Here is a 26,878-nt window from a genome sequence, read left to right on the forward strand (position 1 = left end):
AGATCAAAGAGATAAACAATGGCTGATAATCAAACTATAGCATATAAAGGAGCTACGACTGAGTTGTTCGAAGGATGGGATTGGAGACCATCGGAAGATTGGATGACAATCAGAACTATTGACTTGCATACTGGCGGGGAGCCTCTTAGAGTGTATATCGACGGATTGCCTGAAATCAAGGGAGAAACGGTGCTTGAGAGACGAAGATATTTTAGGGATAATCTGGATTTTATCAGAACAGGCACAATGTGGGAGCCAAGAGGGCATGCGGATATGTATGGAGCTGTGATTGTTCCTGCCAATACGCCTGACGGAGACTTTGGTACATTCTTTTTGCATAATGAAGGCTATAGTACTATGTGCGGTCATGCAATGATTGCTTTGGTGACTTTAGTGTTAGACACAGGAATGATTAAAAAAGAAGGCGATAATCCAGTGATCAAAATTGATTGTCCATGCGGAAGAATAACTGCGACTGCTAAAATAGGTGAAGATGGCAAGGTGAAGAAAGTTTCTTTCTTGAATGTGCCTTCGTTTATGCCTTTGAAAGATCAAGAAGTAGAAGTGCCGGGCTTAGGCAAAGTGAAGTTTGACTTAGGATACGGTGGAGCTTTTTATGCTTATGTGCAAGCTGCGGATTTAGGATTGAAGCTTACTGGAGAAGATCATGATCGTTTGGTGGATTATGGAAGAAGAATCAAGTACGCTGTGATGGAAAACTTTGAGATCAAGCATCCATTCGAAGAGGATTTATCTTTCTTGTATGGAACCATTTTTATTGGCGATGCTCATGAAGAGAGTCATCATTCTCGTAACGTGTGTATTTTTGCGGAAGGAGAAGTGGATAGGTCACCAACTGGATCAGGAGTTTCTGGACGTGCGGCTATACATTACGCTAAAGGCGAGATTGCCCATGGAGAGGAAATTACCATCGAAAGTATATTGGGAACATTGATGGATGTTGAAGTTGTGGAAGAGACTAAATATGGTCCTTTTGATGCAATTATACCAAAAGTATCAGGCACAGCCGCTATTGTTGGAAGAAATGAGTTTTTCTTCGATCCAAAAGATGCTTTGAAAGATGGATTTATTTTGAGGTAATTGATTGAATCAAATTAAAATACGGAAGTCATGCTTTATTATTGAGGCATGGCTCTTTTTATAACTACACATTTTATATGAAAAATTTGACTAAACCATTTGCAATGTTTGTCATGCTTTTGACTTTATTCGCTTCTTGCCAGCAAAGCGGAAATAAAAAAGTAGAAGCGTCAAGCGAAGCTAAGCAGACATCTAAATTAAGAGAGTTTCTAGGTACTCTGGAAAACGTGCAAATCGAGGAAATGGAGATTTCCGACCCTAAAGATGAAATATATTCGGAGAAATACAAATTGATGTTTACCCAACCGATAGATCATAAAGATCTTTCAAAAGGAGTGTTTCAACAAAAAGTGGTTTTATCTCACGTTTCAGCTGCAAAACCTATTGTTGCCGAGCTTCAAGGTTACGTGATGTGGTCTGACAAGGCAGGAGAACTGAGCACATTGTTGGAATCGAATCAGGTGGTGATTGAGCATAGATATTTTGGAGAATCAATGCCTAAGGACTGCATTCAATGGTCAACTTTGAATATCGAGCAAGCAGCCGCAGATCAACATGCGATTATTTCAAAACTGAAGAAATTTTATACTTCCAAATGGATTACCACAGGTATTTCCAAAGGTGGACAAACAACAATTTATCACAAGTATTTCTACCCAGAAGATGTGGATGTAGCTGTGCCGTATGTTGCGCCGATTATGTTGGCATTGGAAGAAGACAGAATTTATCCGTTTTTGGATCAAGTAGGAACAAAAGAATGCCGAGATAAAGTTTATGGCTTTCAAAGAGCTATGTTGGAAAGAAAAGCTGAACTATTGCCTAAGTTCAAGGAGTATACTGAAGAGAAAGGATACGATTATGTTTTTGATCTTGAAGGTGCTTATGATTATGGTGCATTGGAGTTTCCATTTGGCTTTTGGCAATGGGGCTACACATCTTGCGATGATATTGTGGCTGTAGACGCTGATGCCCAAGAGTTTTTTGATTTTATGGTAAAAGCGGTTAGATTCAGAGATTATGACAAGGCTACTGTGAAAGAAACAGAATCATTCTACTACCAAGCTTCTACGCAGTTGGGTTATTATGGATATAGAACAGATGGTTTGGAGGATTTGCTTTCTGTTGAAAATCCTAACAATCAAGTGTTTGCTCCAAAAGGAATTCCATTAGAGTATGATAATTCAGATATGAAGAAAGTAGTGGAATGGTTGAAGACGAATGATAATAATTTCCTATATCTTTATGGTGAATATGATACTTGGACTGCTTGCGCAATAGATATTTCGGATCATACGACAAATGCTGTTAAGATGGTGCATCCAAAAGGTTCTCATGGTGTGAGAATAAAACATTTCTCTGAAGAAGATAAGAATAAGATTTATGATACATTGGAGTCTTGGTTAAAATATAAAATTCCTGAATCAGGAAAAGCCAAGACGATTGATAAGAAGAAAAAACTTCAATAGATATACAGAAAAGCCGACGCATATAGTCGGCTTTTTTATTTAATATTCTAAATACTGATCAAATACTTTTTGCGTATAGGCTTTGGCTTTGTCGAGGTTCTTTCTTTTGATGTTTTCAAAACCTATATCACTTGACATAATCGAATCAATTTCATTATTGTAAATCAAATAGCCGTTATTGTCTTTCCATCCTAATATATCTCCAGAGCAATAGTAAGCGAAATCAACGCTATTACTGTCTAGCAAGTCCTTGCTCCAATAAAAGTTTGTTTTGTTTTCGAGATTCATTTGCGCCAGTATTGTAGCTGGAAAATCAGTCTGATTCCCTATTTTTTTGATCCTTTTGCCTTTGAATTCATTTTTAAGAGCTGGTCCCCATATTACCAGTGGAATTTTTCTTCTGTCAGGTAAGTCGTGAGTATAGGTTCTGGGGTTGGTATGGGTATGATCGGCAATCATGATGAATAAAGTATTCTCGTAATCCGGTAGAACGTTTCTGGCTTTAGCAACATAATTGTTAATGCAACTGTCCGTATACCAAGCTCCATTAAGGTATCCTTTATGTATTCCACCCCATGTTATTTGATCTTGAACTGGCTGGTCGTAAGGAGAATGTGTGCTTTGAGTGAAAGCCACTGAAAAGTAGGGGGATTTTAGCTCCTTTTGATAAGTTAAAAGTTTATTGAACAAGTGTTCGTCATGAGCGCCAAGTCTGCTGGTAATTTCTCTATCTGAAAAATCGTCAATGTCGAAAATATCTTGCATGCCTTGTCCATAAAGAAAAGCTTTGATATTCCCGAAATTGAGTTGTCCGCCGAAATGGAAAGAAGTGGAGTACTCTTCATTTTTGAGAATGTTGAGCATGGATGGCAGTTTTCGGGATTTTGCGGGCATCTTTCCTAGAGATGTGTATTGTTGGGCTGGAAATGCGGAGAAAATGCTTGCTATTCCATCTTGGCTTCTTTCAGCAGAGGCATAAATATGCTCAAAAAGCAAGCCTTGGGAAATGATGGAGTCCAGATTGGGAGTTATGTCTTTGAATCCTCCCATAGCTCCAATAATATCAGCGCCCATGCTTTCTCCAATGATTAAAACGATATTAGGACGTTGAGTTTTCAATATTGATAAATTGGCTTTATTTTGATTATGATAAAGCCCTCTTACGATATCGGCAGACTCTTTTTTTTCGAAGTATTTATATGGGTTTTCAGTTAAGGTCTTTCCATTTTTCAGAACACTGTGCATGAAGTTCCAAGTGGTATTGGTCGCTAAAAGGTTCATGTGGTTATTTTCTGAAAAATAAACATCGCTTTGTTGGATCGGCATTTCTTGAACTCCTCCTCGGATGGTCAAGACATTAAGAGTTACAGTTAGTATGAAAGTAATAAACGCAAAAGCCCAATTGGGCTTGGAGAAAGTTTTGTAAGTGCCATCGAAAACTATTTTTTGGTATATTTTTTTGAATAAATAGGTAAAGCAAGCAATTAGAATGAATGAAATTGCTACGCGAGGCAGTGGCGTGTTTTTTAATACTTCCCAAGGCTGAGATAAATAATTGAATATTTTATAATTGATTTTGCTTTGCCATTCGTAATAAAGAGGTATGTCGACGATCGCTAGTGTGAAAGTGGTGAAAAGCAAAATTGAGTTCGTGATTGAGTTGACCTTTATCAAAAACCTGCTTTGATGAATTGTAAAAATGTAACCCAGCAAAACAGGGATAGTGATGAAGTATCCAGCCATGGACATGTCAAGATATGCTCCATTGGCAAAGGCCTTGTAAATATCTTGGAGCCCGTCAGAGGTGCTTTGGTTGAATGTAAGCAACATAAAAATCACTCTTTGCGAAAAAAATACGAAAAGCCAAAAAAATAGCGATTTTAATATAGTTATGAGATATGTTTTTAACATTTTTAACATTTTCAGTTGTTTTTTCAAACGAACAAAAAGCGATGAATATTGCGGAATTTCTCAGTAGGATTTGAAAAATGGACTTTGTATTTGTTTTTAATTTATTGACAATCAGATAAATAATGTTTTGTGTTGATTGAAATCATAAAATCAGAGAATTATGCCTTATGTGAATATTAAAATAACGGATGAAGGAGTAACCAAGGAACAAAAGAAAGCGCTAATCGAAGGAGCTACTCAGCTTTTGGTGGATGTGCTTGGCAAGAACCCCTCGACAACAGTCGTGGTGATAGATGAAGTGAATACCGATAATTGGGGAATTGGCTTCGAGCAAGTCACTGACTTGCGAAAAAAAAGGAATGAATGATAAAATAGCTTTAAGTTTCTCTTTTTTATTTCGCTTGATAGCGATTCAATTATTAATCAGTATTTTTGCAGTTCAAATATTTTGAAATAAATGATGGAGAAGAATTTGCTTAATGCTTTGCCCTACATAATTGACGAGGAGATAATTGTTCTAGACAAGGATGTCAATAAAGAGGGCTTAGTGCTTGAGGAAGAAGCCGGAGAATATTCCAGTGCTGCATCGAGTCAACATGAGAGTGAATATTTGATTCTTCATGATGAGCATGGCAATAGCGATATGGAAACTTTCTTGGAGAAAATTATCGCTTCAAGAAGTATTGATTTGAAGCATTGCTCAGTGTTGGACCAATTTCCAGATGGAGTAGAATTCAAAACAATAATATCTTTCGGCATCCACGTGCCGGGCTCGGATATTCAGTCTTATCAAGTATCAGAAGGGAGTGGAGCAGAAGAAATTTTAATGGCAGATAAATTAAGTTTGATTTCAAAGGATGTTAGTTTGAAGAAGAAACTATGGTCCTGTTTGAAAGAATTGAAATTTTAACTACTGTTGATATTTTTTTATCTAAAATAATGATCAAAGTCAGAGTTTGATGTGATTTTAAGAATATCATTCAGAAGGTTGGCCTTTTACATTTGCAAGGATAACTAATGAAGTGATATATGAAAAGATTTACACTCAGCTTAATTTTAAGCTTTATGTATTTGTCTGTTATGGCACAGCATAAAGAATATCAAGATGATTTTCATGATAGTTTTGCTACAGAAGCACATGGTGAGAACAAACATCAAGAGCATCATCACTTGGGAATTTTTCTAGGAGGAGATAGCAACAATAATAATCCAGTTGGCATCGAATATGAGTACAAGACTGGACTTATGCATCATCACTTGGGATTTGGTTTTACTACTGAATTTTTTAAAACGAGCGAAGGCGAGCACGGTGGCGGAGGCCATGAACCAAATGGCGAATCTAAAACGAGCACCGAGGGCATAATTATAGGAGAAGTGATTTATCATCCATTGGCGGGACTGAAATTTTTGGCTGGACCGGGAGTGATTTTAAAAGAAAATGAGAATGAATACGTAACTCGCATAGGTACGGGATATGATTTTCATTGGCATCATTTGACCTTGTCTCCGACCATCAATATGGATTTCCATAATAAACAAAGAGATCTTGTCTATGGCTTTGGCTTTGGATATGTTTTTTAATTGCTACTAGAATTTATATATTTGGCGATATTATTTTGTCAAATCTATATTTTTTATTGAAATGAAAGTCAGATTAAAGTTGCTGATTGTCTTTTGCTTGCTTGCTTCAATTACTTCCACAATTGTTGCAAATGCGCAGAGCAAGCCCGAACTGCGTTATGAAGTAAGCATGCCTGAACCCTACACGCATTATTTTCAGGTAAGTATGGAAGTTGAGAATCTGGAAAAAGATTATTTGGATTTTCAATTGCCAGTATGGGCTCCAGGCTCCTATTTGGTCAGGGAGTTTGCCAAGAGCATTGACACATTCGATGCTTATGGAGCAGATGGCAAAACCTTGGAGTTTGAAAAGATCAATAAGAACACTTGGAGAGTTTTTTCAAAGAATGCTGAAAAAATAAAAGTTCAGTATAATGTTTACGCTTTTGAATTATCGGTGAGAACAAGCTTTTTGGATAGTTCTCATGGCTATATCAACGGCTCAAGCGTTTTTATGTATGTGGACGGCTATAAAGACTTGTCTTCGACATTGACTGTCGTTCCAAACGAATCATTTTCAAAAGTAACTACAGCGCTGGCCAATGTGCCGGGAGAGAAGTTTGTATATTCCGCGCCAAACTATGATATTCTAGCTGATAGTCCTATCGAGATAGGCAATCAGAAAATCTTCAATTTCGAAGCCGATGGAACTAGCTTTACTATCGCTATGTATGGTGACGCGCCCTATGACGAAGATTTATTGGTTTCGGATATGAAAAAGGTAGTTGAAGCTTGCTCGCAAGTATTCGGCAGCAATCCTAACAAAGAGTATACGTTTATTATCCATAACCTCGATCATTCTTCAGGTGGTTTGGAGCATTTGAATTCAACTACTTTGCAAGTTGAGAGATGGCAATATGCCACGAAGGCGGGAATGCAGAATTTTATGAGTTTGGTGTGCCATGAGTATTTTCATCTTTGGAATGTCAAGAGATTGAGACCAGTGGAGCTAGGACCTTTTAATTACAATGAAGAGAATTATACTCGATTGCTTTGGGTAATGGAAGGTATCACTTCTTATTATGATGAGATGCTTTTGGAAAGAACTGGAATATTATCAAAGCAAGAGTATCTGAATAGGCTTCAAGGAGGTATCAACAGATTGGAAAATAAGCCGGGAGCTCATGTCCAGTCATTGGCGGATGCTAGTTTTGATGCTTGGATCAAGGCTTATCGACCAAATGAGAACAGCTACAATACAACGGTTTCATATTATTCTAAAGGAAGTATAGTTGGAGCTATGTTGGATATAGAAATTATTTCCGCGACAAATGGAAAGAAAAGCCTTGACGATGTAATGAAGTATTTGTACGATACATACCACTTGAAGTTGGATAGAGGGATTACTGAAGAGGATTTCATCAATGCTGTCAATAAAGTTGCCGGAAAAAATATGACGAAGTTTTTCGATGACTATGTTTATAGTACTACGCCTATTGATTACAATGGTATTTTTTCCAAGGTGGGCTTGAGTTTGAATTGCATCCCAACTAATCCGGGTAGTGTGAAGTTGGGAACTAGCTTGAGTGCTTCAGATGGGAAATTGATGGTTAAAGGCGTTACCAGAGGAACATCGGCATACGATAGCGGTATCAATGCTAATGATGAGATAATTGGTGTTGAAGGCTATAGAGTTGATTTGAAAATATTGAATAAAATATTAGATACGAAAAAGCCGGGAGACATTGTGACTGTGACAATAAGCAGAGACGGAATTATTCAGGATTTGAAAGTGAAATTGCAGGAGGATAATGTAGTTCGTTGCGCTATTGAGGAAGTAGTGGAACCAAGCAAAAAAGCAGAGAAAATTAAAGCGGCTTGGTTAAAATAGTTGGATAAAATGGAATAATGACAAAGTTGTTAAACAACTTTGTCATTTCTGAATTCTTCTTTGGCGATATCTATAAGTATGCCATCGAAGATAATGTTGATGATTTGATCGTAAATTTCAGAAAGTGTTACTGGCATTCCGTCTTTCACGTTTTGAGGCATGGTGTCGATAAATGCCGGGTTGGTAAGGTTGTCGATTGCGCTGGCGTAAATAGCAACCACCAAGTTTTTGTTGACAGTTGAGGAAATCTCGCCTGATTTCTGCCCGTCTTCGATTAATTTCCTAAATCTTAAAAAAGCAGCGTCTTTCTTATACTCATTCACACGGTTCCAAATATCCGGAAGATTCTTTTGGAAGTCGATCATTAGCGTGGTGCTAAGTTCGCTAAAAGTCAAGCCGGCATGTCTAAGCATTCTTTTCAATTTGTTGATGAATGAGCTATTCTGGTCTTCAAGAATTTCATTGATTCCATTGCTCATGTCATTTTCAAAATTGTCAAGTATTTGAGTAAGCAAATCATATTTGCCGTCATAATATTTGTACAATGTTTTTTTGCTCATGCCCAAGCCCTGAGCAATCTCATCCATGGTAACTTTTGTATATCCTTTTTTATAGAAAAGATCCTTTGAAAGCTCTAAAATTTTGCTCTTGTTTAAAGTGTGTTTATCCATTAATAGTGTATAATTAAAAAGTGGGACTATTATTTTGCTTTAATTGATTATAAACTCAAAATTACGAAAAATACTTATTAAGCGTACAAAAATATTACAAATCAGGCTATATAATGAAAAGGATCGTCGATTTCTTTTTGTTTGTTTTGAATGAGGGTTGTTTTTACATATGAAACATTATTTTATATGGTCCATAGATTTAAAACTTTTATTTTATTCTGACCTGATTAATCGAAATTATTTACTAATATTGTAAAATATACATAACAAATCCATGACAGCAGACGAGGCCAAAATTGAGATTGAAAATTTAACAAAGGAAATAAATTCCCTGAACGAAGCTTATTATCAACGGCATGAATCCAAGGTTTCTGACTTTGACTTTGACATGATGCTGAAAAGGCTTCAACAATTGGAGAATGAATTTCCCCAATTTAAAGACCCTCATTCGCCAACTACCAGAGTTGGAGGAACTGTGAACAAGAATTTTAAATCAGTAAAGCATGAATATCCTATGTTGTCTTTGGCCAACACGTATACTGATGAAGAAATTTTTGAATTTGACAAAAGAGTGAGAAAAGGCCTTGCCGAGGAAAAGGTTGAATATGTTTGCGAACTAAAATTCGATGGGGTTGCTATTAGTCTTATTTATGAAGAAGGCAAGTTGACTCAAGCAATCACTCGTGGAGACGGAGTGCAGGGAGATGATGTCACTGACAACGTTAAAACGATAAGAAACATTCCTTTGAAGTTAAAAGGAGAAGGTTGGCCTCAGAAGTTTGAAGTAAGAGGAGAGATATTGCTTCCATTAGCTGAATTTGAAAGAATAAATAAAGAAAGAGAAGATATAGGAGAAGCGCCATTGGCAAACCCTAGAAACGCGGCTTCTGGTACGATCAAGATGCAGGACTCTAGCATAGTGGCTCAGAGAAGACTTGATTGCTATCTTTATAATTTGTTAGGTGAAAATTTAACAGTGCCGTCGCACAGCAATGCTTTGGCGTTATTGGAATCTTGGGGAGTGCCAGTGTCTCCAACCTACAAAACTTGCGGCTCTTTGGAAGGGGTTAAGGCATATATTCAGCATTGGGAAAACGAACGTCAAAATCTGCCGGTTGAGATTGATGGCATTGTCATCAAGGTCAATGATTTGAATCAAAGAGCGGAACTTGGAAATACTTCCAAAAATCCTCGATGGGCGATCGCGTACAAGTATCAAGCGGAGAAAGCAATGACTAGGCTTGACAAAGTGACTTTTCAAGTGGGTAGAACAGGTGCCGTTACGCCTGTTGCGAACTTGGAGCCTGTTGAATTGGCAGGAACGATAGTGAAGAGAGCCAGCTTGTACAATGCTGATGAGATTGAAAGGCTGGATTTGCATATTGACGATCAGGTTTATGTGGAGAAGGGAGGCGAGATCATCCCTAAGATTACGGGAGTGCTTGCTGATCAACGGTCGAAAAATGCAGTAAAGATAAATTTTGTCTCGAATTGCCCGGAATGCGGCACTGCATTAGTCCGAAAAGAAGGAGAGGTGAATTACTACTGTCCGAATGAAAATGGCTGTGAGCCTCAAATAAAAGGCAAAATAGAGCATTTTGTTCAAAGAAGGGCAATGAATATCATGTCTTTGGGCAGCAGAACGATAAATGCATTGCATAAAGCGGGATTGGTTGATAATATCGCTGACTTGTACGAGCTTAAAGCAGATGATATTTTAAAGCTGGAAGGCTTTAAGGAACAGTCGACAGCGAAGCTTCTTCAAGGCATTGAAGACTCGAAACAAATGCCTTTTGAAATCGTGTTGTTTGCCGTAGGCATCCGATTTGTAGGCAAAACCGTAGCCGAGAAATTAGCGATTCATTTTGAGACTTTGGAGCAGTTGCAAAAAGCCACCTTCGAGGAGTTGATAGAAGCTCCTGAGATAGGCGAAAAAATTGCCAATAGTGTATTGGAATACTTTGCTGAAGAGAACAATTTGTCTATGCTAAATAGACTTAAGAGTTACGGATTGAATTTCGAGATTCAGAGAAGCGAAGAGGCTGAACAAGTTGGCACTTCGCTCGAAGGCTTGTCGTTTGTGATTTCCGGCGTATTCGAAAAGTATTCAAGAGATGAGTTGAAAGATTTGATAAAGAATAATGGCGGCAAAGTTGTGTCCGCTTTGTCTTCAAAGGTTAGCTTTTTGTTAGCTGGAGACAAAATGGGGCCATCTAAGCTGGCTAAAGCAGAGAAGTTGGGAACAAAGATTATTTCTGAAAATGAATTTTTGGAAAAGATAGGCTTGTAACAAAAATTCAGGATGTTGTTTTTAAAGAAAGCGCTGATTAATAGAAAAGCACAGACTCTGGCGGAAAAGAGAAGGGAATCTATAAGCTTAAGCCAAGCTAAAAATATTATTGTTTTGAGCACGGCTTTGGAAGACAATGATCAGAGTGTGAATAAATTTATCAGACAGCTTGTTGAGGAGGGTAAGAATGTGTTGAAGGTGATTTGCTTTGTGGATGGAGAAAAAGAGCAAAGCAGTGAACAAGTTGTTTCTGTTGGATATGAAGATTTCAGATGGAATGGGGCTCCCAATTCTGAAGAAGTCGCTAATTTAATTGTAAATGATTATGATATCTTATTCCATGTGGATGAGGATATCAACCCTTTGAGCATTTATATGCTTAATAAACTAAAAACTAAATTTAAAATAGGTTACTATCAGGAGAGATACACGGATTTTTATGACATGATGATCATGAAGCAAGATGATGAGAAGTCTAAGAGTCCTTTAGATGAAATGCTTTATTACAGTAAAAAAATTTAATGGAGAAAGATGGGAAGCTTAAGAGGAACAGGTGTGGCTTTGGTAACGCCATTTGATGAACATCAAAATGTAGATTATGACGGCTTGGGAAGGCTGGTGGATCATGTAAGCGTGGCAGGTTGTGAATATCTGGTAGTGCAAGGAACAACAGGAGAGTCGGCAACAATGTCTCAAGAAGAAAAATCCAAAGTTTTGGATTTTGTTGCGGAGAAAAATGCAGGGAAGTTGCCAATCGTTTACGGCATAGGAGGAAATAATACCCATGCTGTAGTTGAAACAATCAAATCTACAGATTTGTCAAAGGTGGATGCTTTGCTTTCTGTGAGTCCATATTATAATAAACCAAGCCAAGATGGGATTTTGAGGCATTATGTCGCAGTTGCTGACGCAAGTCCTGTTCCGGTTGTATTATATAATGTTCCCGGCAGAACAGGCTCTATGATGTCTGCCGATACTATTCTTAAGCTTGCCGAGCATTCCAATATTTGCGGAGTTAAAGACGCTTCATCTAATTACGATCATTTGGTGACTCTAGCCAAGCGAAAGCCTAAAGATTTCGATCTTATCTCCGGAGATGACTTGTTTACGCCTACTTTGATTGCTCTTGGGGGTGTTGGCGCAATTTCAGTTTTGGCAAATGCTTTGCCGGAGCAAATGAAAGGGATGGTTGACGCTGCTTTGGGGAATGACCCTGCAAGGCTTAGACAGGAAATATTCGCCATGTCTGATATTAATCCATTGATGTATGAAGAGTCTAATCCTGTTGGCGTGAAGGCCTTGTTGGATATTATTGGCATATGCGGTTCAGAGGTTAGGCTACCGCTTGTTAAAGCTAGTGAAGATTTGAAGGAAAGGATTAAAGCGGCTTATTCTGAAATGAAGGCCTAAATAGATAATAAAGTGTGATTATATAAAGCCCGGCTTGAATCGATTAGATTTCAAGTTGGGCTTTACTTTTATATGGAAGGCTTAACCTGTAAGAATGGGGAAAAATAAAAAAACGCCGGTTGTCATCCGGCGTAAGGGTAATTGAATGAAAATAAAAAATAGAGTTGGTTATTTTGCTCCTGCTATTATCTGTGAGCGATAAATAGAGGAATTTTCTTCTTGAATATAATTTCTCTTGCCGCGCTTGGCACCATCATATGCGATATGTGGCTTCTGCTATAAGCACCCATCACAACGAGAGGGTTGTTGAATTGCAAGGCAAATTCGTAAATTTCTTTGGAAGTATCTTCCCCAACCAATCTTTGCAAACCAACATTTTTGAATATGTCTTGAATATAATTCATCAAGTTTTTTTCATATTTGATTTCTTCTTCCAGATTGGAGGTAACACTGAGTATGCTTACTTCTTTGTCTTTTAGCTTATTTCCAAATAGATAACAGAAGTTTTTTATAGCATAGAAAGAAGTTTCTTTTCCGTCATAGGTGAAAATAAGCTCGTTGATTTCATCAAAATTGGAAGGAATAATCATGATAGGGCACTTGCTTTCCTTCAAGATATTGAATAATTGCGAAGAGTTGTCTCCGGAAATATAATCAAAGCAAGCATTGTAAGTCATGATTAGCAAATCCTTGCAAACTGTTTTTTCTATGATATCGCTTGTGTTATGTTCTTGGAGAGTATACTTGAACTTAATTCCAAGATTACGCGCCTTTAATTTCAATTGACCAATGTGTTCTTTAAGCTCGCTATCCTCCTCTACCACAATTTCCTCTAAAGATTTATGATCAATATGATTCCCATTTTTAGGCTTAGTGGTCAAAATACCTTCAATAGAAGGCACATAGCTTTCGAAAAAGATCTTGTTATTCAAGTTGATGATCTTTTCGGGGAAATCATTGATCTGTTCGTCAAGAGTTATTAAAGTCCTTGGCATGTCTGATGTTTTAATTTTAATTACTTAGTGTTGGGAAGAAATTTTTCATCAGATATAATGCGGCAAAGTTTATTTAACTTTGCCGCCCATTGATGTATTTTACTTCACTTTGTATGTCCAGACAGGTCTTGAAGCGTGATTAACCACATCTTCGGCTATGCTGCCACTGATCAAGTGGAGAAAGCCCGTCCTTCCATGAGTTCCCATTGCGATTAGGTCGGCATTGATATCTTCTGCGAAGAATATTATGCCATCCTCTTCATCCAGGGCATTGTAAATATTAACAGTATAGTTTTCCAAACTATACTTTTCAATATAGTTGTTGATATCTTTTCTTGTGTCCCTGTCAACATTGAAGTTGTTAGGAGTATTTACTTTGAGAAGGTTTAATTTAGCATCTAAAGTTTTTTGCAGCTTCTTTAGATTCTCAATTAATTCCTTGTTTTCCTCAGCGAAATTGGTAGCAAAGACGATTTCTTTCAAGCTATCTAATTCTACCGGGTTTTTAACGGTCAAGACAGGGCATTTAGAATGGCGAACTACTTTCTCAGTATTAGAACCGATAAGCACTTCGTCCAAGCCGGAAACGCCTGTTGTTCCCATGACAATCAAATCAACATCATTCTCAGTAACTTCTGAAGAGATGCTTCCATAAGGGTTGCCCACTTGTATTTTGGTGTCGATGACTACTCCTGAATACAAAGGATCATTGGCCGCTTCTTCAAGATGCTTTTTTGAAGTTTCTATCAATTTGATTGTATATATGTCGTCAGTGAAATTACTTGGAGTCATGTCTCCAGTTACAGAGACAGTATTGACAGCACTGTAATTTTCTACTACGTGCAATAACAATATTTTTGAATCATTTTGTCGGGCAATTTGCGCAGCTAAGCTAAGAGCGTATCCTGCTTGGCTGGAAAAATCTGTAGGGACTAATATAGTTCTCATGGCATTTTGTTTTTAGGTTTATCACAATTTAAAATTTAAAAATTCAATAATAAATGACTTTTGTCATGAAAGATTGCAAACAGGTTTTGAAGCTTTGTACAAGCAAATAAAAAAGCATTATGTCGAAAAAAAAAAGACAAAAAAAGAGCCATTTTTCTTTTTGAGAAATGGCTCTTTAAATATATGTGTAATATGTAATTATCTCTATTCCAGTTCTATAGGGTCGTAGAAGTCCGCGGTTTTCATTAATGCCTGCGCATTGATAACCCTGATTTTTTTGCCTTGCATGGCTATCATTTTATCGCTTTTGAATTCGGAGAGAAGCCTAATCACTGTTTCTGTAGCTGTGCCAACTATATTTGAAAGATCTTCTCTAGATAAAGCAATGTCGATAAGAGTGCTTCCGCCATCTGGATCTTCCATACCGTAACTCTCTTTTAGCATAAGCAGTGTCAGCGCCAATCTTTCTCTTACAGACTTTTGGGCCAAGGTTATAAGCTTTTGCTCTAATACACCAACTTGATGACAAAGAGCTTTCGTCATTCTTTGGAAAAAGTACGGATTCTTTTGAAGCGCGTTGAGAAATTCTGTTTTTGGGATATAGCAAATGGTCGCTTCCTCAAGCACTGTTGCTGATGCGGCATAGAATTCCTCTCCGATCAAAGCCCTGTAACCCAAGAAATCTCCAGGCTTGCCCAGACTTATAATATGTTCTTTGCCATCAGCGCTCATTTTGTAAACTTTCACTTTGCCGGAATTGATGCAAAACAAACCTAAAGGACGAGTGCCTTCATAGAAAAGCGTTTGGCCCTTTTTATAAGTTATAGACGATTTTGTGTCGCTTAACTTGGTAAGTTCATCATATGACAAATCTGAAAAGTGAGAACAATTTCTCGACTCACAATTTTCGCAACGTATATTTATCTTCTTTTTGGTAGCCACTATACAGTATATTTTGTAACGATAACCTTCTTGATAACGGTTTTTGAGTAAATAATATTGTCAGTAAAATGTAAAAATGCCCTGAAGCATAAATACTGTCTACTAATATAACTTAGTGTTCTCGAAATTTATTGTGATTCAAGCTAGCTTAGAAAGAGTAATATCGCAAGTTAGAATCGTTAATTTTGTGGAAGCTTTCCGTTATCATTTTATAAAATATAGCCAATTCCGAAAAGAATAACAAACAGCAAAGTGCTTAAGGCCATTTGTTTTAGAAACGGATCTAGCTTTTGAGGTTCCTTGTATTTTTGGACTGCCAAGCCATTTTTCACAAATAAGGGCACGCTAAGTAAAAACAACCATTGGAAACTAGAGTGGTAGTTGGTTAGCGTGAAAATTATGGCTGATATGATACCGCCACCAAGCAAAAACCAATGATAAATAACCGCTTTTTCTCGTCCGATCCTTACAGGCAAAGATAGTTTGTTGGCAATCTTGTCAGATTCTATGTCTCTGACATTGTTGACATTGAGCACTGCGGTGGAAAATAGTCCAAGACTTAAAGCAGGCAGGATATAAGCAAGTTCTACTTCGTGAGTGAACAAAAATAACGAGCCAATGACACCTACGAAACCAAAAAAGAACAGCACGGATAAATCACCCAAGCCCGCATAGCCATAGGGTTTCTTGCCCATGGTATAGGTAATGGCTCCGATGATGCATAAAACTCCTAATGCCAGCATGTATAAAAAAGCTTCATTATTTATTCCAACACTAACTTTCAATAACAGGATTCCACTAATAAGGGATAGCGTTGATAAAGCGATGATTGCTTTTTTCATGGCGTTTTTACTAATATTCCCTTCCGACACAGCTCGCTTGGGGCCCTTGCGGTGCTCTCCATCAGCTCCATGGATGCTGTCGCCATAGTCATTGGCAATATTTGATAATACTTGAAGGAAGATGATTGTCAAGCAAGTGAGGCTAAATACGCTCCAGTTGAAAGAGTGAAGCCTTGAAGCAATGAATCCTGCCATCAATATGCATGATAATGCCAATGGCAATGTTCTCAACCGAAATGCGGAAATCCAATGTGCGATATTTTTCATTAGAAAGCTTTGTGTTGTTTGCAAATTCAGTGATTAGCTGGATAAAATACGGCATGACGTTAAATCATACAATGCAATTTATGGAGCTAATGAATAAAATTGAAAAGCCCGAAAAAATTTCGGGCTTTATATGAAAGGGTTAAATAATTACATTCTATCAGGTACGTTGATTCCCAATAGTCCCATAGCTTTGCTGATTACTTGGGCAACTGATTTTGACAATGCTACTCTGAAAGCTTTTTTGTCTTCATCAGTCTCTCCGAAAATCGTAAGCTCAGTATAGAATCTATTGTATTCCTTGGCTAGATCATAGGCGTATTGAGCGATGATTGCTGGTGAATAATCCTTACCTGCTTCCAATACTTTCTCTGGGTATGAAGTTAGAAGCTGAACAAGCTCTGCTTCTATCGGCTCTAGATTTTCAATATTTGCAGCTCTGCTTAAATCAATATCCAATTGTTTCGCTTTTCTCAATATCGCTGATATACGAGCGTGAGTGTATTGGATGAACGGGCCTGTGTTTCCTTGGAATTGAATGGACTCTTGAGGGTTGAAGAGCATTCTCTTCTTAGGATCAACTTTCAGCAAAAAGTATTTAAGAGCTCCCAAACCTAAAGTTTTGTAAAGCTCTTGAGCTTGCTCGTCAGTGAAACCGTCAATTTTTCCAAGTTCCTTGGTTTGCGTTTCAGCAGTATCGAACATTTCTTGCATCAAGTCGTCTGCATCCACTACTGTCCCTTCTCTGGATTTCATTTTACCAGAAGGCAAATCAACCATACCATATGACAAATGGTACATTCCCTCAGCATATGAGCGACCAATATTTTTAAGAATTTTGAATAAGACATCAAAGTGATAGTCTTGCTCATTTCCTACCACGTAGATTGACTTGTCAAAGTTGAAGTCTTTGAATTTCAAGTCGGCAGTTCCCAAATCTTGGGTGATATAAACCGATGTGCCGTCGGATCTTAGCACAAGCTTTTCATCAAGTCCTTGGTTGCTTAGGTCTGCCCATACGGATCCGTTGTCTTTTTTGAAGAAAACATTTTTTTCAAGCCCCTCATCGACGATGTCTTTTCCAAGCAAGTAAGTGTCGGACTCATAATAATACTTGTCAAAATCAACACCCATAGTTGCATAAGTCTGGTCAAAGCCTTGGTAGACCCAACCGTTCATTTTTTTCCATAGGCTTACAGTCTCTGTGTCGCCATCTTCCCATTTCTTCAACATTTCTTGAGCTTCAAGCATAAGAGGAGCTTCTTTCTTCGCTTCATCTTCAGTTTTGCCATTATTGACAAGCTCTCCTATTTCCTTTTTGTACTCTTTGTCGAATCTTACGTAATAGTTTCCGATGAGTTTGTCTCCCTTGATTCCCGAAGATTCTGGAGTTTCATTTTCACCGAATTTTTGATAGGCAAGCATTGACTTGCAGATATGAATGCCTCTATCGTTGACAAGGTTTGCTTTGGTGACTTTATAACCGCAAGCTTTTAAAATCTCCGCGACTGAGTACCCTAAAAAATTATTTCTCAAGTGGCCTAAGTGCAATGGTTTGTTGGTATTAGGAGAAGAGTATTCAACAATTACGCTTTGTCCATTGTCTTTAGCTTGTCCAAAGTTTTCAGATAAAGAGCTTTCAAAAGCTTTTATCCAGGAGTTGTCGCTTATTTCTAGATTTAGAAATCCTTTTACAACATTGTAGCCTTTGATATTCTCATTATTTTCAGTTAAGAATTTTCCAATCAGCTCTGCTGTTTCAACAGGATTTTTTTTGCTTATTCTCGCGAAAGGGAAGGTTACGAAAGTAAAAGACCCTTCGAATTCTTTGCGTGTAGGCTGCAAAGCGATTTCATCCAAAGTTATATTATGAGAAAACAAGCTTTCAAAGGCAGCTTGTATTCCTTTTTTTATTTCTTCTTGTATTTGCATTATTTATTTTGGTCTGAGGATTTGTGAAAAATTTTAATTACGCTAGTTCAACAAGTATTCATCGACTAATTCCCTAAAAGCGGCTTCTCCGCCTTTCCTATTGAGTACTACATCCGCTGCTTTCAATACTTCATCGCAGGCATCGCTAGGACATGCTCCAAGTCCGGAAGCGGAAATGGCTTCCAAATCATTCACATCATCGCCCATGTAAGCGACATTTTCCATTGTCAATCCAGTTTGATCAAGCCATTCTTGAATAATTTCCATTTTTGGAGTTTTGCCTACATAGCAAAAGTCCAAGCCAAGGTTTTGGGCTCTTTTGTGTATCATTTTCGATGAGCGGCTGTGGCTAAGCATAGCTACTTTGATTCCATTTTTCATCAAGAGATGCATTCCCATTCCGTCTTTGGCATTGAATTTTTTGAATTCCTCACCTGATTCTGAAATGTAAAGACCTCCGTCGGTCAATGTGCCATCCACGTCAGTAATGACGATTTTAATATTAGGGTATCGGCTCATGTCTTGTTTTTTGGCGAATTTAAAATGCACTACAAATTAAAAGATTTCTATGAAATAAATCTTTCAATCTTCTGAAAATATTGCGTATTGCTTGCTATAAATTCAAACACTGACAAATGATTGCTTGTTCCTTTGAAGAGTTACAATAAAATAGCTTTTAAAGTAATTCGAACTATGAAATATATTATTTGAAACGAAAATGTTGACATGTACATGAGGTTTTTTCTACAAATTATTTGGGTTGTCACTGTTTTCGCGATTGCTTTTACTTCTCATGCTTCAGCGCAGAGTAGAGTAATAACCGGGCAAGTAATCGACGCAAACAGCAATGAACCATTGCCCGGAGTGAATGTGATTTTGAAAGGCACTACTGTCGGTACTGTTACTGATATCGAAGGAAACTATTCTTTGAGTCTGGATGTGGCAGAAGGTACTTTAGTATTTTCATTTATTGGACTTACTACTCAAGAAGTGAAGTTTGTGAATGAAACTGTCATTGATGTAAGCTTGGAATCGCAATCACAACAACTCGATGAAATTGTTGTGACTGGTTATTCGGAAAAAAGCAAAGAAAAATTAATCTCCACAGTTGCCGTAGTAGGAGCTGATGCATTGGAAAACAAACCACAGGTTGCAGTAACGGATATGCTGCAAGGAAGAGCCGCAGGGGTGTTGAGTACGACGGGAAGTGGGCAACCGGGGGCTCAGCCGGATATCGTAATTAGAGGAGCAGGGTCTATTTCAGGGAATAACAGTCCACTGTATGTGATTGATGGAATTATTGTTTCAAATGACAATATCTCTTCTTTGACGGATACTAAGCAGTCCCCTTTGGCTAGTTTGAATCCCAATGATATAGCTTCGGTGTCTATTTTGAAAGATGCGTCGGCTACTGCGTTATATGGAGCCAGAGGAGCTAACGGTGTTGTTGTGATAACGACCAAAACGGGAGCCGCGGGAAAGACGAAATTCAATTTTACTGCCAGAGTAGGTAATACGAGAAGAAATAAGAATCGATTTGAAATGATGAATAACAGGCAGTTGTGGGAGTATGAAAGAAAAGTGTATGAAGTGAATGGCTACAACCCTGATGATTTCAGACCTCCGTCTTATCTTACCGATCATGCGAATACGGATTGGTTGGACTTGGCTTATCGTTTAGGGCAACAACAGAGCTATGAATTGTCAGCGAATGGAGGTAGCGAAAACACAAGATTCTTCACTTCTCTAGGTTTTTTTGATCAACAAGGGATTTTGATTGGCTCTGACTTTGAAAGATATACCGCTAGATTGAACTTGAACCATGATGTGAATAAAATCTTTTCTTTTGATTTTAATAACAGTTTGACTCTTATTGACCAAAGGGAAGCAAGCAATGGAAATGGATTTACGAGTCCGCTACTAGGAGGATGGCTCAACCGGCCTTTTGATCCGGCTTTTACAGACGGGGAACCTACGAATCCAGGACCTGATTGGCAATCATTGTCAAATTCGAATTTTGTACGTGAAATCGGTCTTACTTATTATAAAAACAGGTCTATCAGAACTTTGACGAATTTGAACATGAAGGCCAATATTTTGAAGAATTTAAGTTTCAGATCAAATAATGCCTTGGATTACTACTTATTGCGTCAAAAGGCTTTTTGGGGGCCTGAATCCTATGATGGGAGAAGAACGAATGGATATATCTATGAAGCTGATAATTATAACATAACGATTACTTCTTCGAATCTATTTACTTATGCGTTTAACGCGAACGAGAAACACTTTTTTGATGTAATTGCAGGTATGGAAGTGCAGCATAATAGCATGGAGGCTATAAGCGCTGAGGGAGCAGGGTTCGCTTCTCAATCATTGGAAACATTGAATTCCGCAGCTAAGCCCTTAGGTGTTGGAGGAACGATTTCGAGATACTTTTTCTTATCCTTCCTGTCGCAAGTGAATTACGAATATTTAGATAAATATTTTGTGTCAGGATCATTTAGATATGATGGTTCATCGAAATTCAGCGAGGACAAGAGATATGCTCCTTTTTGGTCGATTGGAGCATCTTGGTTGATGAGCAATGAGCCTTTCTTGAAAGACATAGAGTTTATTGATAATTTGAAAATAAGAGCAAGCTATGGTACTGCTGGTAATGCTAATATTGAAAATTATAAGGCATTGGGCTTATGGTCAGGCGAAGCTAATTATTTATCGATTCCAGGATTAGTTCCGTTTCAATTGGCAATTGAGGATTTGACATGGGAGAAAAATAGAAATTTCAACGTCGGTTTTGATATTGGTGTTTGGTATAGGTTCACATTGAATTTTGATTACTATATTAAAACTTCTGAAGCGATGCTTTTGGAAAGGCCAATTCCTTCAACTACAGGGTTTGTGAATTTTTTGACAAATGCGGGATCTGTTAGAAATACTGGTATTGAAATTAACTTGTCGGGAAATATTCTTCAAGGTGATTTTTCATGGACAACGGACTTTAACTTTGGATATAACAAGAATAAAGTTTTGGAACTGCCAAACGGAGAAGGGTTTGAGAGTCCTACAACAAGTCTGCAAAGAATTGAGGAAGGAGAGGATGTCAGAGCCTTCTTTATGAGGAAATGGGCAGGAGTAGACCCTGAAAATGGAGAGCCTTTGTGGTATTTGGAAGATGGGACGACGACCAATGATTATAATGCAGCACCTAGAATGTTCGTTGGCGCAGCTTCACCTAAGTTTATAGGAGGTTGGAACAATACTCTGAATTACAAGGGAGTTGGGTTGAACTTCTTTTTCAATTATACATTTGGCAATGATGTTTACAATCAGACGGCATCATTTTATGATGCTTCGGGAGCGAGGCTTGGCGCTGTGAATCAGGTGACAGACGCAGTGAATTTTTGGACGCCTGAAACTCCTGATGCTCCAAGGCCAAAGCCTTTTGTGGGAAATAGCGGCAACCCAAATTCATATAGAACTTCATCGAGATATTTGGAAAAAGGATGGTTCATAAGACTAAGGAATGTTAACCTGTCTTATTCTTTGCCTTCGCAATGGATAGATCCAATTGGAGTGACTTCCGTTCGGGTTTATGTCGAAGGAGCCAATCTAGTTACCTTCACAGATTATAATGGTATAGATCCGGAAGTGGATGCTACAGGAACAGAGTTTTTTAGATATCCTGTTGGCAAATCTTATTCAATAGGTGTAAATGTGCAATTTTAAGATTAAAGAAATATGTATCAGAAGTATATAATATGGATTTTGATGATGGTTTCGCTGTCAGGTTGCAAACAGTTTCTGGACCAGCCTCCTCATGATGAAGTTTTGACAGAAGATGTTTTCACATCGTTTTCTAACCTTGAAAGCGCGATGATTGGAGCCTATAGCACAATGCAGGATGTTGAATATTATGGGCGTAATTTTGTTATCATGCCGAGTGTTTCCGGTGATAATATTTATAATAATCTAAGGTCGAATAGATTTGTCGAATCAGCGACATATAGTAGAACCGCTGAGGATGCGAATGCAAGAGATCTATGGATTAGCGCCTATCAGGTAATCAATAGTTGTAATTATATAATAGAAGCAGTGGGTAGTGTTGAGGCTAGCCAAGAGGAAAAAGACCGACTTAAGGGCGAAGCATTAGCTGTTCGATCATTGGTGTTTTTTGATTTAGCTCGAATGTACTCGCAGCCTTATACGTATGCATATGGGCCACAAGGAAATGCCGATGATAAATTAGGTATTCCCATAGTCACTCAAGATAGCTTGACAGTAAGTGTGGATGATGTGAAGTTTCCATACAGGTCTTCAACAGAAACAGTATATGATGAGATAATTGATGACTTGGAGATGGCTGTTACTTTATTGCCGGATGTCTATCCATCAAAAAACAGAGCCACGCTTTTTGCGACTCAAGGACTATTGTCAAGAGTGTATTTGTATAGAAATATCGATGATGCGGACTTGAATAATGTAGTGAAGTACGCGACTGCTGTGATTGATGCTGGGTATAGTTCGCTTTATCCAAGAGATGCTTTTGTAAGCTCTTGGTCTACAAATGGCGAAAGGGAAGCTGTATGGACACTTGAGTTTATAGCGGATCAAGACCGAGGAGCGGACAACTTGGGTAGCATGTTTTTACCAGCTGTTTTGGGAGGTTATGGAGATTTGAGACCTACTAGATTTTTGCGGGATTCGATTGATAAGCAAGATATTAGAAGTCAGTTGGTGATTCCTGAATTGGACAATGAAGATACAATTGGTTATTACATTAATAAGTATCCAGGGCAATCAGGAGTTCCAGGGCTGACTTCGCCAAGAATTATCAGGCTTGCTGAAATTTATTTGAATAGAGCGGAAGCATACGCAAGACTAGGAATGTATGACTTAGCTAAACAAGATTTGACAGTAATCATTCAAAGAGCTTATGGAGATTCTTATACTCCTACATTTCCTCCTGACGATGAGTTGGTTGACTTTGTATTGGCTGAAAGAAGAATAGAATTGTACTGCGAAGGTCATCGATCATTTGATATTTTCAGAACAGGAGGCGTGATGGTTAGGTATGATTGGCAGTCTGAAAACATGCAAGATATTGACTTTATTATCAAGACAGGAGCTTGGAATACTATTTTGGGTATACCTCAAAGAGAAATAGATGTGAATCCTAACTTAAAGCAAAATCCAAGATATTAGACAATATGCAAACACTGGACTTCGACTATAAATGTCAGAGTCCAGTTTTTTTATACAAACTTTATGGCTTTGATCGGATTGATTCTGCTTATGATGATAGTTGGTATGATAAGCACAAGACTGATGGTAATATAAGTTAGCACGTTCAGAAGCACAATGGTAAGAAAGTTCCATTCTATTGGAACATAAGACATGTAATAACTTTCCGGGTCGAGTGGAAGTATATGAAAAGTGTCTTGTAAGAATCCAAAGCCAATGCCGATAATATTGCCAAGCAACAAGCCTTTTCCTATGAGCAATATGCCTTGATAAGCGAATATCTTTCTGATCAGGCGATTAGTGGCTCCCATTGCTTTCATTAGCCCGATCATTTGTGTTCTTTCCATAATTAGGATTAAAACCACTGAAATCATATTGAAACTCGCCACTGCAAGTATTAAAGTTAGAAATACGACCACATTAGTGTTTAGCATATTAAGCCAATCGAAGATATCCGAGAACTTAGAAGTTGCTGGTTCGACATATAGGTTATGAGGGAGCTTTTCATTTAAATTTTCTTCCGCGATATAAAGGTTATTGAAGCTTTTGAGGTGTACTTCAATGCCTCCAGTTAAAGTGTCAGGCCAATTATTGAGCTTTTGGAGCATTCTTAAATCTCCAATGATCATTTTATCGTCAAAATCCTCAATGCCACTATAGTAAATGCCTGAAATTTTTAATTTTCTAGCTTTAGGAGGGTTTTGAATGAAGTAAACAATGATTTCATCGCCAGTGGTAATATTGAGTTTGTTGGATATTTCTTCACTAATCAATATTTCTTTGGAGTACTTTTTTCCTTCTAGGTTAGGAAATTGGCCGTCAATGATGCTATTTGTGAAGCCTGAGTCTTTGTAATCTTCCTGAACTCCTTTGATTACTACGCCTGAGACTTCATTGTCCGTTTTTATCAAACCTGGTTTATGGGATACAGGATATGCGCTTTCAACATTTGGAAACTCAGTGATATCTTCGAGCAGTAGATTGTGGGTTGAAATTGGCTCTTCCTCATATGAGTTGCTTAGTGTGTATTTATTGACGTATATGTCTCCGGAAAATTGAAGTATTTTGTTACGAATTGTACTCTGAAAACCATCCAAAATCATGAAGGAAATAATCATCAACCCTAAGCCGATTCCAATACTCCAAATCGCAATTTTATGGATTAGAGAGGAAAAGCTATTGGATGAGTTTTGAATGATTTTTTTAGATATATAATAAGATAGCCTCAATTTTATAATATATTTGTTTCAAAATGTTAGGCCCAAAAGTACGTAAAAAACATTAACCTTGAATTAGATACTCCTTTATTATATGAAAAATGTATGGTGTTTTCCTATTATTCTGTTTTTTCTGTTGCTAAGCAGCTGTTCTTTTGCTGGTGGGAGCTTGAAGTTGGGAGCGGAAAGAACAGATAAATACCTGCCTTTATTGGAAGGCAAGTCTGTGGCTTTGGTCGTCAACCAAACGAGCAAAGTGGATTCCGTTCATTTGGTGGATTTCATGTTGGGAAATGGTGTGGATGTGAAGAAAATATTTGCTCCAGAGCATGGTTTCAGGGGACATGCTGATGCGGGCGAGTTTGTCAAAGGAGGCAAAGATAAAAAATCTGGTTTGCCTATAGTGTCGCTTTACGGGAAAAATAAAAAGCCTTCAAAAGAGCATTTGAAAGATGTGGAGGTCATTGTGTTTGACATTCAAGATGTTGGAGCTCGATTTTACACATATATCAGTACTTTGCATTATGTCATGGAAGCCGCCGAAGAAAGTGGCGTAAAAGTTGTCGTTTTGGATAGGCCTAATCCGAATGATAAGCTCGTCGATGGACCTGTTCTGGATTTGAAGCATAAGTCGTTTGTAGGAATGCATCCCATTCCTGTGATACATGGACTGACAGTTGGAGAATTGGCGTTGATGATCAGTGAGGAAAACTGGCTCGATGCAGATCAAGGAGAGCTTGATTTAACAGTGATTCCAATGGAAGGATACACTCATGGACAAGAATATAGTCTGCCTGAAAAACCATCTCCAAATTTGCCCAACGATCAATCAATAGCTTTATATCCATCACTATGTTTTTTTGAAGGAACTGTTGTAAGCGTAGGGAGAGGAACGTTTAGTCCTTTTACTATGTATGGGTATCCAAGTCAAAATTTTGGAGCGTTTCAGTTTACTCCCAAGAGTATCAATGGCATGTCAAAGTACCCAAAACATGAAAATAAACAATGTTTTGGCGTGGACTTGAGCAATGAAAGCATTGAAGGATTGAACCTGAGTTACTTATTGGATGCATATCAAAAGTATGATGGAAAAAAGCCATTCTTCAATAGTTTTTTTGAGAATTTGGCGGGTACTTCCGAATTAAGAACTCAAATAGAAAATGGATGGTCTGAAATTGAGATCAAGAATAGTTGGAAGCCTGAGCTTTCAACATATAAAAAATTAAGACAGAAATATTTGCTTTATTCCGAATTGAAATAAAAATATGAAAAAGGAATTAAGAATAGTATACATGGGGACGCCTGATTTTGCGGTTCCCCCTTTAAAATCACTTGTTGAAAATGGTTACAATGTAGTAGGAGTAATCACAGTACCGGACAAGCCCAAAGGAAGAGGCCAAAAAGTGAGTACATCAGCAGTGAAAGATTATGCGGTAAGCCAAGGTTTGAATATTTTGCAACCTGCAAATTTGAAAGCTCCGGAGTTCTTGGAAGAATTGAAATCGCTTGAAGCGAATCTTCAAGTTGTGGTTGCTTTCAGGATGTTGCCGGAATCAGTATGGTCAATGCCTGAATATGGAACATTCAATTTGCATGGTTCATTATTGCCTCAATATCGAGGAGCTGCACCTATTCATTGGGCTGTGATTAATGGAGAAGAAAAAACGGGTCTTACTACATTTTTCTTGAAGCATGAGATCGATACAGGAAGCATTATTTTCAGAGAAGAAGAACCGATCAAAGAGGAAGATACTGTTGGCGATGTGTACGGTAGGTTAATGGCCAAAGGCGGGGACTTGGTATTGAAGACTGTAAAGGCAATTGAAGAAGGTGATTATACATTGACGCCACAGGACGAATCCCAAGAACTGAAGCATGCGCCTAAGATTTTCAAGGAAACATGCGAAGTAGACTGGAATCAACCTACTAGCGTAATATATAATTTTATTAGAGGCTTGTCCCCATTTCCGGTAGCTTGGACTATTTTGGAAGGGCAGTCATTTAAAATTTTCAATTCGTCTAAAGAATTGGCTGATGACGATAGAAAGCCTGGTGAAATATGGACGGACAACAAGTCTTTCTTGAAGGTTAAGACCCTTGATGGATATATTTCACTTAATGATTTGCAAATGCAAGGCAAGAAAAGAATGAAAGTGACTGATTTACTAAACGGGAAAAAATTTAATCAATAGCAAGG

Annotated in this window: 22 protein-coding genes; 13 read left to right on the plus strand and 9 right to left on the minus strand. The window is 37.9% G+C overall.

Annotated elements, in window-relative coordinates; all coding sequences use genetic code 11:
• Nucleotides 1-18: 18 nt before the first annotated feature.
• Together AABK36_RS05940 and AABK36_RS05945 are read left to right on the plus strand one after the other, a co-directional pair.
• Nucleotides 19-1,101: a proline racemase family protein gene (locus AABK36_RS05940; RefSeq protein WP_309941243.1), complete on the plus strand. Its 1,083-nt coding sequence runs from the start codon at nt 19-21 to the stop codon at nt 1,099-1,101.
• Nucleotides 1,102-1,178: 77 nt separating this feature from the next.
• The gene (locus tag AABK36_RS05945; RefSeq protein WP_309941244.1) at nt 1,179-2,567 is read left to right on the plus strand and encodes a S28 family serine protease; all 1,389 of its coding nucleotides are present in this window, start codon (nt 1,179-1,181) and stop codon (nt 2,565-2,567) included.
• Between the two features lie 39 nt (nt 2,568-2,606).
• Here AABK36_RS05945 and AABK36_RS05950 read toward each other — a convergent pair whose 3' ends face one another.
• On the minus strand, nt 2,607-4,397 hold the full coding sequence (locus AABK36_RS05950) for an LTA synthase family protein (protein ID WP_309941246.1): 1,791 nt from the start codon (nt 4,395-4,397) through the stop codon (nt 2,607-2,609).
• Between the two features lie 241 nt (nt 4,398-4,638).
• Here AABK36_RS05950 and AABK36_RS05955 point away from each other — a divergent pair, with 241 nt between their 5' ends.
• From AABK36_RS05955 to AABK36_RS05970, 4 genes are all read left to right on the plus strand, one after another.
• Nucleotides 4,639-4,845 carry a 2-hydroxymuconate tautomerase family protein gene (locus AABK36_RS05955; RefSeq protein ID WP_309941248.1) on the plus strand — a complete coding sequence of 69 codons (207 nt, stop codon included), beginning with the start codon at nt 4,639-4,641 and terminating at the stop codon, nt 4,843-4,845.
• A 90-nt stretch (nt 4,846-4,935) separates the two neighbouring features.
• Nucleotides 4,936-5,388 (plus strand): hypothetical protein, encoded by a 453-nt coding sequence (locus tag AABK36_RS05960; RefSeq protein ID WP_309941250.1) that lies wholly within the window; start codon nt 4,936-4,938, stop codon nt 5,386-5,388.
• A gap of 119 nt (nt 5,389-5,507) precedes the next feature.
• Nucleotides 5,508-6,059, plus strand: a complete 552-nt coding sequence (locus AABK36_RS05965; RefSeq protein WP_309941251.1) for a hypothetical protein — start codon at nt 5,508-5,510, stop codon at nt 6,057-6,059.
• A gap of 61 nt (nt 6,060-6,120) precedes the next feature.
• A complete protein-coding gene (locus AABK36_RS05970; protein ID WP_309941252.1) occupies nt 6,121-7,929 on the plus strand; it encodes a M61 family metallopeptidase in 1,809 nt (602 codons plus the stop codon).
• A 29-nt stretch (nt 7,930-7,958) separates the two neighbouring features.
• Here the strand turns inward: AABK36_RS05970 and AABK36_RS05975 are convergent, their stop codons facing one another.
• On the minus strand, nt 7,959-8,600 hold the full coding sequence (locus tag AABK36_RS05975) for a TetR/AcrR family transcriptional regulator (RefSeq protein WP_309941253.1): 642 nt from the start codon (nt 8,598-8,600) through the stop codon (nt 7,959-7,961).
• 274 nt (nt 8,601-8,874) lie between these two features.
• Between AABK36_RS05975 and ligA the strand changes: the two genes are divergently transcribed.
• The 3 genes from ligA to dapA are packed head-to-tail and all read left to right on the plus strand — an operon-like array spanning nt 8,875 to nt 12,300.
• Nucleotides 8,875-10,890, plus strand: a complete 2,016-nt coding sequence (ligA, locus tag AABK36_RS05980) for an NAD-dependent DNA ligase LigA (protein ID WP_309941255.1) — start codon at nt 8,875-8,877, stop codon at nt 10,888-10,890.
• Between the two features lie 12 nt (nt 10,891-10,902).
• A complete protein-coding gene (locus AABK36_RS05985) occupies nt 10,903-11,412 on the plus strand; it encodes a DUF6913 domain-containing protein (RefSeq protein ID WP_309941257.1) in 510 nt (169 codons plus the stop codon).
• Nucleotides 11,413-11,421: 9 nt separating this feature from the next.
• Nucleotides 11,422-12,300 carry a 4-hydroxy-tetrahydrodipicolinate synthase gene (gene dapA / locus AABK36_RS05990; protein WP_309941259.1) on the plus strand — a complete coding sequence of 293 codons (879 nt, stop codon included), beginning with the start codon at nt 11,422-11,424 and terminating at the stop codon, nt 12,298-12,300.
• Nucleotides 12,301-12,485: 185 nt separating this feature from the next.
• On the opposite strand, the gene AABK36_RS05995 is transcribed toward dapA, so the two are convergent.
• The 6 genes from AABK36_RS05995 to AABK36_RS06020 all read right to left on the minus strand — a co-directional run bounded on the left by AABK36_RS05995 (nt 12,486) and on the right by AABK36_RS06020 (nt 18,742).
• Nucleotides 12,486-13,295 carry an adenine nucleotide alpha hydrolase family protein gene (locus AABK36_RS05995; RefSeq protein ID WP_309941262.1) on the minus strand — a complete coding sequence of 270 codons (810 nt, stop codon included), beginning with the start codon at nt 13,293-13,295 and terminating at the stop codon, nt 12,486-12,488.
• A gap of 99 nt (nt 13,296-13,394) precedes the next feature.
• Nucleotides 13,395-14,243 (minus strand): universal stress protein, encoded by an 849-nt coding sequence (locus AABK36_RS06000; RefSeq protein WP_309941265.1) that lies wholly within the window; start codon nt 14,241-14,243, stop codon nt 13,395-13,397.
• Between the two features lie 204 nt (nt 14,244-14,447).
• Complete coding sequence (locus AABK36_RS06005) at nt 14,448-15,185, minus strand: Crp/Fnr family transcriptional regulator (protein WP_309941268.1); 738 nt, start codon at nt 15,183-15,185, stop codon at nt 14,448-14,450.
• A gap of 209 nt (nt 15,186-15,394) precedes the next feature.
• Complete coding sequence (locus AABK36_RS06010; RefSeq protein ID WP_309941269.1) at nt 15,395-16,294, minus strand: 1,4-dihydroxy-2-naphthoate polyprenyltransferase; 900 nt, start codon at nt 16,292-16,294, stop codon at nt 15,395-15,397.
• Nucleotides 16,295-16,441: 147 nt separating this feature from the next.
• Nucleotides 16,442-18,223 carry an arginine--tRNA ligase gene (gene argS / locus AABK36_RS06015; protein ID WP_309941271.1) on the minus strand — a complete coding sequence of 594 codons (1,782 nt, stop codon included), beginning with the start codon at nt 18,221-18,223 and terminating at the stop codon, nt 16,442-16,444.
• Between the two features lie 42 nt (nt 18,224-18,265).
• The gene (locus tag AABK36_RS06020; RefSeq protein ID WP_309941272.1) at nt 18,266-18,742 is read right to left on the minus strand and encodes a KdsC family phosphatase; all 477 of its coding nucleotides are present in this window, start codon (nt 18,740-18,742) and stop codon (nt 18,266-18,268) included.
• A 213-nt stretch (nt 18,743-18,955) separates the two neighbouring features.
• On the opposite strand from AABK36_RS06020, the gene AABK36_RS06025 reads away from it, so the two are divergent.
• Together AABK36_RS06025 and AABK36_RS06030 are read left to right on the plus strand one after the other, a co-directional pair.
• Nucleotides 18,956-21,949: a SusC/RagA family TonB-linked outer membrane protein gene (locus AABK36_RS06025; RefSeq protein WP_309941273.1), complete on the plus strand. Its 2,994-nt coding sequence runs from the start codon at nt 18,956-18,958 to the stop codon at nt 21,947-21,949.
• Nucleotides 21,950-21,961: 12 nt separating this feature from the next.
• Nucleotides 21,962-23,425: a RagB/SusD family nutrient uptake outer membrane protein gene (locus tag AABK36_RS06030; protein WP_309941274.1), complete on the plus strand. Its 1,464-nt coding sequence runs from the start codon at nt 21,962-21,964 to the stop codon at nt 23,423-23,425.
• Between the two features lie 50 nt (nt 23,426-23,475).
• Here AABK36_RS06030 and AABK36_RS06035 read toward each other — a convergent pair whose 3' ends face one another.
• A complete protein-coding gene (locus AABK36_RS06035; protein WP_309941275.1) occupies nt 23,476-24,693 on the minus strand; it encodes an ABC transporter permease in 1,218 nt (405 codons plus the stop codon).
• Between the two features lie 82 nt (nt 24,694-24,775).
• Between AABK36_RS06035 and AABK36_RS06040 the strand changes: the two genes are divergently transcribed.
• Both AABK36_RS06040 and fmt read left to right on the plus strand, forming a co-directional pair.
• Complete coding sequence (locus tag AABK36_RS06040; RefSeq protein ID WP_309941277.1) at nt 24,776-25,942, plus strand: exo-beta-N-acetylmuramidase NamZ family protein; 1,167 nt, start codon at nt 24,776-24,778, stop codon at nt 25,940-25,942.
• A gap of 4 nt (nt 25,943-25,946) precedes the next feature.
• Nucleotides 25,947-26,873 (plus strand): methionyl-tRNA formyltransferase, encoded by a 927-nt coding sequence (fmt, locus tag AABK36_RS06045; protein ID WP_309941279.1) that lies wholly within the window; start codon nt 25,947-25,949, stop codon nt 26,871-26,873.
• Nucleotides 26,874-26,878 lie beyond the last annotated feature (5 nt).

Origin of the sequence: Aureibacter tunicatorum (assembly GCF_036492635.1) — a bacterium.
In the GTDB taxonomy this organism is placed as follows: Bacteria; Bacteroidota; Bacteroidia; order Cytophagales; family Cyclobacteriaceae; genus Aureibacter; species Aureibacter tunicatorum.